The organism is Phenylobacterium sp., from assembly GCF_028290885.1.
Lineage (GTDB): Bacteria > Pseudomonadota > Alphaproteobacteria > Caulobacterales > Caulobacteraceae > Phenylobacterium.
In genome coordinates this window covers 1-6,894 of record NZ_JAQGIZ010000070.1, presented here as the reverse complement: position 1 = coordinate 6,894, position 6,894 = coordinate 1, and the positions used below count along the sequence as shown (strand labels likewise).

General features: G+C 68.8%; 8 protein-coding genes. 5 read left to right on the top strand and 3 right to left on the bottom strand.

Features of this window, described 5'->3' with window-relative positions:
• Positions 1–228: 228 nt before the first annotated feature.
• Positions 229–1,125 (top strand): formate/nitrite transporter family protein, encoded by an 897-nt coding sequence (locus tag JWP28_RS05475; RefSeq protein WP_299540868.1) that lies wholly within the window; start codon positions 229–231, stop codon positions 1,123–1,125.
• Here the strand turns inward: JWP28_RS05475 and sbmA are convergent.
• A complete protein-coding gene (sbmA, locus tag JWP28_RS05470) occupies positions 1,085–2,353 on the bottom strand; it encodes a peptide antibiotic transporter SbmA (RefSeq protein ID WP_299540866.1) in 1,269 nt (422 codons plus the stop codon). The two genes, JWP28_RS05475 and sbmA, sit on opposite strands and share 41 nt — an antisense overlap.
• 276 nt (positions 2,354–2,629) lie before the next feature.
• Entirely contained in the window at positions 2,630–4,177 is a 1,548-nt protein-coding gene (locus JWP28_RS05465) for a tetratricopeptide repeat protein (protein WP_299540865.1), read from the bottom strand.
• Between the two features lie 122 nt (positions 4,178–4,299).
• Here JWP28_RS05465 and pgsA point away from each other — a divergent pair, with 122 nt between their 5' ends.
• The 4 genes from pgsA (at position 4,300) to JWP28_RS05445 (ending at position 6,488) form a co-directional block, all read left to right on the top strand.
• Positions 4,300–4,926 carry a CDP-diacylglycerol--glycerol-3-phosphate 3-phosphatidyltransferase gene (gene pgsA, locus JWP28_RS05460; protein WP_299540863.1) on the top strand — a complete coding sequence of 209 codons (627 nt, stop codon included), beginning with the start codon at positions 4,300–4,302 and terminating at the stop codon, positions 4,924–4,926.
• 85 nt (positions 4,927–5,011) lie between these two features.
• A complete protein-coding gene (locus JWP28_RS05455) occupies positions 5,012–5,662 on the top strand; it encodes a glutathione S-transferase family protein (protein ID WP_299540861.1) in 651 nt (216 codons plus the stop codon).
• A complete protein-coding gene (locus JWP28_RS05450; protein WP_299540860.1) occupies positions 5,662–6,003 on the top strand; it encodes a metalloregulator ArsR/SmtB family transcription factor in 342 nt (113 codons plus the stop codon). Before JWP28_RS05455 ends, JWP28_RS05450 begins: the two co-directional genes overlap by 1 nt.
• Positions 6,000–6,488 (top strand): SRPBCC family protein, encoded by a 489-nt coding sequence (locus JWP28_RS05445; RefSeq protein WP_299540859.1) that lies wholly within the window; start codon positions 6,000–6,002, stop codon positions 6,486–6,488. Before JWP28_RS05450 ends, JWP28_RS05445 begins: the two co-directional genes overlap by 4 nt.
• Positions 6,489–6,495: 7 nt before the next feature.
• On the opposite strand, the gene JWP28_RS05440 is transcribed toward JWP28_RS05445, so the two are convergent.
• On the bottom strand, positions 6,496–6,894 hold a 399-nt coding region (locus tag JWP28_RS05440; protein ID WP_299540858.1), incomplete at its 5' end, for an L-serine ammonia-lyase, iron-sulfur-dependent, subunit alpha.

Genomic DNA, 6,894 nt, shown 5'->3' with positions numbered 1-6,894 from the left:
GGGCCACGCGCCGAGCGAACTTCAAATCCAAGAAAGCACACTAGAAACATACACTTGCTAGTGTCCTTATCGATTCCGAAGTTCGCCAAAGCCAGCCGCAAGCGCTTGCGAACTTCGGAATCGGGACGCTAGCGGCGATTCACGCGCCGGGAACCCCGAACACAACTCGAAGGTCTCAGCAGGTGCGGAGGCTCGCGTCACTTCACGCGGCCGGCCGAGGAGGCCCGCATGGCTGCGCAGACGAGACGCCCCGCGGCCAAGGATCGGCCCGCCGGCGACAGGCAAGCCGGGCCCAAGAGCCCCCAGGCGGCCGGCACCCCGGGCCAGCAGGGTTTCAGCGAGCGGGATCGCCAGGACATCGAAGAGCGCCGGCATCTGCGCGCGCCGATGATCTACGAGGTTCTCCGGCGGGAGGGCGAGGAGGAGATGAGCCGTCCCATTTCCTCGCTCTGGTGGTCGGGCGTGGCGGCGGGACTGTCGATCAGCTTTTCCTTGTTGAGCCAGGCGATCCTGCAGGATCACCTGCCCGACCGGTCGTGGCGTCCGCTGGTGTCGGACCTCGGCTATCCGGTCGGCTTTCTCATCTCGGTGCTGGGACGCCAGCAGCTGTTCACTGAGAACACCATCACCGTGGTGCTGCCGGTCGCCGCATCGCCGACGCTGGCCAATCTCCGTCGCCTGAGCCGGATGTGGGCCATCGTCCTCTCGGCGAATATCGCCGGGACCCTGTTTGCGGCGCTGTTCTGCTGCCTCACGCCGGTGCTGCACCCGGACATCCTTGCGGTCATGCTCGACATCAGCCGCCACTCGATGGAAGGCAGTCCCCTCGACCTCTTCTTCCGCGCCATAACGGGGGGGTTCCTGATAGCCGCCATGGTGTGGCTGCTCCCCAGCGCCAGGAGCGCCGAATTCCTGGTCATCACCATGATGACCTACCTGATCGCCGTCGGCGGTTTCGCGCACGTCATCGCCGGCAGCTTCGAGGCCTTCATGCTGGCGGTCAGCGGACAGATCGATGTCTGGCGGGTCGCTCTCGTCGCCGCTCCAGTGCTGCTCGGAAACATCGTTGGCGGGACGGTCCTCTTCACATTGATCTCTCACGCCCAGGTCGCGCCGGAAATGTGATCTCCATTTGCGCGACCGGGTCCGGCGCGCTGGGCCCGATCATGGCCTCGAACCCGCGCAGGCGCTTGTAGATCGACTGCAGCTCGACGATCGTCGACCACGAGTTCACCAGATACTGGAACGAGCTTCGAACCTGATCGAACGCGTTCAGGATCTGCTGCAGCAGGCCCAGGGTGATTGCGCCTGCCACGATGACCGGCGCCAGCACGATATAGGGGAAAATGCTGTCGATCTGCAGGTAGATGATCCGGCCGACGTTGAAGTACATATAGTTGAAATATAGACGGAAATAGTTCCGACGGACGTCCTCGAAGAGCGTCCGAACGGTGAGCGGCCGGGCCCGCGCCGGGTCGTCCTCGCCGTAGACCAGTTCCTTGCGGTAGGCGGCCTCGACGCGCTGATTGCGGAAATTGAGCCCGGGGAGGCGAATTCCGATGATGGCCAGGAACCCGGTGCCCAGCAGCGACCAGAGCACCGCGGCGACGACCAGCGCGTGGGGAACGCGGCCGATCACAGGCAGCACGTTCACGTTCGCCGAGAGGCGGAGCAATACCGGCAGGAACGCGATCAGGGTCATGACCGAGTTGATCAGGCTGACCCCCAGGTCCTCGACGGTGGCCGCGAAGCGCATGGTGTCTTCCTGCACCCGCTGCGCTGCGCCCTCGACGGCTCGCAGCTCGCTCCAGTGGGCCAGGTAGTAGTCGTTCATGGCCATCCGCCAGCGGAACACGTAGTGGCTCACGAAGAAGAGGGTGAGCACGCCGACGACCACGGCCGCGAGCGCGATGTCCGAAAAGGTCAGCAGCTGGCCATAGAACTGCGTGAGCGTGACATGGCCTTTGTGGCTCAGGGCGGCCTGGACCAGATCGTAGAACGGCCCGTACCAGCGGTTGATGGCGACGCTGACCTCGACCTGGAGATAGGTGGCGAACAGGATCAAGGCCGACCCGAGGATCGACCAGCGCCACCAGGGGTGGGGCGCAGCAAGGCGCCAGGCCGCGGCAAACAGCGCCACGCTGATCGCGAAGTAGAGATCGAACCAGAGGAACGGTTTCGACCAGAACATCGAGACGCCGATGACCGGCGGGGCGCCAGCAGCCGCCGGCGGCAGTCCGATGTGGGCGCCGAAGGCGCGCCCCCCCGCATACCACAACGCCACCGAGAGCGCCGTCCACAGCAGCGCCGACCAGGCGAAGATCACCGGCCGGGGAAAGAAGGCCACGAACATCAGCTGCCGACCCGGACGGGACGCGGTCGGTCTGGCGGAACAGGTCTGATCATAGGGAGGCCTCTTATCCGACCGATGATCGGAAACGCCTCCCACGCAACTTACATTTGTTATAACATAACGGCATCGCTGTGGCGCCCGGGCGTTGGATTGCGGGCGCCGGTCAACCCCGAGGGCTGGCGCTAGCGGTGAGGAGATCTTCCGCCATCTGTCTCACCATCTCCGCCCGTCATGGCCGGGACAAGCCCGGCCATGACGACCAGGAAATGGGGGACGCTAAGGCGTCAGCCCGTACCTCGCGAAGTCGGCGGCGATCTTCGGCTCCGTCGCGGTGGCGGCGGCCATGTCCGTGCGGCCCTGCGTTTCGCGGCCGAGCCGGAGCTCCGCGAGGCCCTGGCCGAAGCGGGCGCTGGCCAGTTGGGGCCGCAGCCGAAGCGCCGTGGCGTAGTCGGCCAGGGCCAGGTCGAGCTCGCCTCTACGCAGGCGCACGAAGCCGCGGGCGTCGTAGACCTCCGGCGCGTCGGCCTTCAGCGCCACCGAGCGGTCGCAGTCGGCCAGCGCCTGGTCGAGGCCCTCTCCGGACAGGCCGCGCGCCCAGCAGCGGATGTTGAGCGCCTGCGCCGAGCCCGGCGCGCGCTGCACGGCGGCGTCGGCCTCGGCCACCGCCTGGGCGTTTTCGCCCCGGCCGCCATGGGCGATGGCCAGGCTGAGCCTTGCTGCGACGTCGGCCGGATCGCGCTTCAGGAGCTCGCTGAAGTCGGCGGCGGCGTTCTGGAACTCGCCCAGCTGCAGCCGCGCGCGGCCGCGGTTGGCGAGCGCCAGGGCGTAGCCGGGCCGCAGCTCCAGGGCCTTGTCGAAGTCGGCCACGGCCGCCTTGAGGTCGCCGCGGGCGGCCAGCGCGTCGCCGCGGTTGTTGTAGGCGCCGGCGTCCTGCGGATCGCGGGCGACCGCGGCGGTGTAGGCCGCCACCGCGCCGTCCATATCGCCTGCCACCGACAGCGAAAAGCCGTGGTTGAACTGCGCCTGCGCGTCGCGCGGCGTCAGTTTGGCGGCCTGCGCGTAGTCGGCTGCCGACCCGGCGAGGTCGCCCTTGGCGTGCCGCGCCCAGCCGCGTCCGCTCAGCGCCGAGGCGAGGTCGGGCTCGATCCCGACGGCCGTGTCGAAGGCCCTCAGCGCCCCGTCCACGTCGCCGCGCCGCGCCAGCACCCCGCCGCGCCCGGCCAGCGCCGGGGCGTCGTCCGCCTTCAGCCGCAGCGCATGGTCGAAGTCGGAGAGCGCGCGGGTGTCGTCCCCGGCCCGGGCGTAGGCCGCGCCTCGCCGGTCGAGCATCTCCGCGGACTGCGGCGCGAGCGCCACGGCCTTGTCGTAGTCAGCCAGCGCCTGCGGCCCATGGCCCTGCGCCAGCCGCACCGCCGCCCGCCCGGCCCAGCCGTTCGGCGCCTCGGGCGCAAGCCGGATCGCCTGCTCGTAGTCGGCGCCCGCCCGCGCATAGTCTGCCTGTTCGAAATAGGCGCTGGCCCGCCCGGCGAAGGCTTGGCCCTGGCCGGGATCGAGCCGCACCGCCTCGTCATAGTCGGCGAGCGCCTGGGAGACCGCGCCCTGGCTCTGGTAGAGCACCGCGCGGTTGAAGAAGGCCACCGCGCGGGGCTTGGGCGTCTCGATGCCCGAGCCGATCACCCCGCTGCAGCCGTTGATCTGCTGCACGAGGCTGACGTCGCCTTCACCGGTGCAGGCCTGCCAGGCCACCAGCAAGGTCTGCGCGCCCGCCGGCGCGGCGGCGGCCAGGGCCAGGCCGGCGGAAATACCCAGGACGAGGAACTTCAACGGAAGCCTCCAGTACTCGAGCGCCCCACACTGCGTACACGATAGCGCGGGCGCCTTCCCGGCTGAAGATGCGTTGAAGCATGGCTTGGCCCATAGTGGCCTCGACCCTTTCCGGAGCCGCGATGAAATCCCTCCCTAACCTGCTGACCTCGATGCGCCTAGTGCTGGCGCTGTTCATGTTCGTGGCCCTGGCCGCGGCGGCGGGCGCCGTGCCCGGCCTCTCCGACCATCTGGAGCCGCAGACGCAGTTCGCCCTGCAGCGCTGGGCGGTGTACGCCTTCGTCATCGCTGCGGTGACCGACTTCTTCGACGGCTGGCTGGCCAGGAAGATGCACGCCGAGAGCGTCTGGGGCGCCATCCTCGACCCGATCGGCGACAAGGTGCTGGTCTGCGGTGCGGTGCTGGGCCTGATGTCGCTGGGCGCCCAGCCGATGGTGCTGCTCCCCGCCGGCCTGATCCTGTTCCGCGAGTTCACCGTCAGCGCGCTGCGCGAAGTCGGCGCCGGCAAGGGGGTGAAGCTGCCGGTGACCATGCTCGCCAAGTGGAAGACCACCCTGCAGCTGGTGGCGCTGGCCATGGAGCTCATCGTCGCGGCTTGGGGCGCCTTCCCGCTGCTGCCTCAGGACCCCGCCGTCCAGGGCCCCTTCACCATCGCCGCCCACAGCCTCTTCTGGCTCGCCGCCCTCGTCACCCTGATCACCGGCGCCCAGTACTGGGAACAGACCCGCAAGGCGTTGCAGCAGGCCTAGGAGGCGGCTCAAGAACCGCGGGGATACGCTTGACGCCTCGGGGCGTGCTTGATACTTAAGAAGCAACTTAAGTGTCGAGATCCCCATGTCCCTGACCCTCTACTACCACCCGCTCTCCTCCTTCTGCTGGAAGGCCCTGATCGCCCTCTACGAGTCCGACCTCGCCTTCGAGCCCAGGATGGTCAACCTCGGCGACCCCGCCGACCGGGCCGCCTTCCAGGCTGTCTGGCCGCTCGCCAAGTTCCCGGTCCTGCGCGACGACGCGCGCGGCCAGACGGTCCCGGAGTCGACGATCATCATCGACTACCTGGCGCGGAACTATCCCGCGGCCGCCGCCCTGATCCCGACCGATCCGGACCTCGCCTGGCAGACCCGCCTGCGCGACCGCTTGATCGACAGCTACATCCACCTGCCGTTCCAGCAGATCGTCTCCGAACGCCTGCGCCCCGACGACAAGAAGGATCCTTTCGGCGTCGACCAGGCCCGCGCGCAGATCCGCCAGGGCTACGACCTCCTGGAACCGATGACCGGCGACGCCTGGGCCATGGGCGAGCCCTTCACCTTGCCCGATTGCGCGGCCCTGCCGGCGCTGTTCTACGCCGACTACGCGATCCCGCTGGCCGATTGGCCGGGGCTTGCCGCCTACCTCGGGCGCCTGAAGGCCCGGCCCAGCGTCGCCCGCGTGCTCGCCGAGGCCGAGCCCTACTTCCAGTACTTCCCGCTGAAGGACGGCTGATGCCGGCCCCCGCCGCCAACCTCGACCTGACCTTCCAGGCGCTGGCCGACCCCACCCGGCGCGCGATGGTCGAGCGCCTCGGCCGCGGCCCCGCCTCGGTCAGCGAACTCGCCCAGCCCTTCGCCATGTCGCTTCCCGCCGTCGTCCAACACCTGGCGGTGCTGGAGGCCAGCGGCCTCGTCCGCTCGGAAAAGGTCGGCCGCGTGCGCACCTGCCGCATGGAGCCCGCCGCGCTCAGCCTCGCCGAGCAGTGGATCGGCCAGCGCCACGCCGATTGGGAGCGCCGGCTCGACCGGCTGGGCGACTACCTCAAGCAGCATCCGCAAGGAGAACCGAAATGACCGACCTCACCGCCACCGCCGCGCGCAGCGTGAGCCATGGCATGTTCACCATCGAGCGCACCTATCCGTCGGTGACCCCGCGGCGGGTGTTCGACGCCTTCGCCACCGAAGCCGGCAAGGACGCCTGGTTCTCCGGCCCCGACGAACGCTGGGACATCGTCGAGCGCGAGTTCGACTTCCGGGTCGGCGGCCGCGAGCAGCTGAAAGGCAAGTGGAAGACCGGCATGGTCACCCACTTCCAGGCCACCTACTGGGATATCGTGCCCGGCGAGCGGATCGTCTACGCCTACTCCATGCACCTCGACGACCGGATGATCTCGGTGTCGCTGGCGACCTTCGAGTTCAAGCCCGCGGGCGCCGGCGCCGGCGCGAAGCTGGTCATGACCGAGCAGGGCGCCTTCCTCGACGGCTACGACGACTCCGGCAGTCGCGAGCGCGGCAGCCGCGAACTCATCGACAAGCTCAGCCGCTACCTCGAGGGCTGAGGCTGGCTCAGCACTCCGCCAGGTTCACCGCCAGCCCGCCGAGTGAGGTCTCCTTGTAGATGTGACTCATATCCTCGCCGGTGCGCTTCATGGTGGCGATCACCTTGTCGAGGCTGACCGAGTGCTGGCCGTCGCCGAGCAGCGCCAGGCGCGAGGCGTCGATGGCCTTCACCGCGCCCATGGCGTTGCGCTCGATGCAGGGGATCTGCACCAGCCCGCCGATCGGGTCGCAGGTCATGCCCAGGTGGTGCTCGATGCCGATCTCGGCCGCATTCTCGATCTGGCCGTTGCTGCCGCCCAGCGCCGCCACGAGGCCGGCGGCTGCCATCGCGCAGGCCACGCCGACCTCGCCCTGGCAGCCGATCTCGGCGCCGGAAATCGACGCGTTCTTCTTGCACAGCATGCC

Bases quoted from the DNA above. Each gene is read 5' to 3' on its own strand.
- JWP28_RS05475 (WP_299540868.1), top strand. From the start codon at position 229: ATGGCTGCGCAGACGAGACGCCCCGCGGCCAAGGATCGGCCCGCCGGC.
- sbmA (WP_299540866.1), bottom strand. From the start codon at position 2,353: ATGTTCGTGGCCTTCTTTCCCCGGCCGGTGATCTTCGCCTGGTCGGCG.
- pgsA (WP_299540863.1), top strand. From the start codon at position 4,300: ATGAAATCCCTCCCTAACCTGCTGACCTCGATGCGCCTAGTGCTGGCG.
- JWP28_RS05455 (WP_299540861.1), top strand. From the start codon at position 5,012: ATGTCCCTGACCCTCTACTACCACCCGCTCTCCTCCTTCTGCTGGAAG.
- JWP28_RS05450 (WP_299540860.1), top strand. From the start codon at position 5,662: ATGCCGGCCCCCGCCGCCAACCTCGACCTGACCTTCCAGGCGCTGGCC.
- JWP28_RS05445 (WP_299540859.1), top strand. From the start codon at position 6,000: ATGACCGACCTCACCGCCACCGCCGCGCGCAGCGTGAGCCATGGCATG.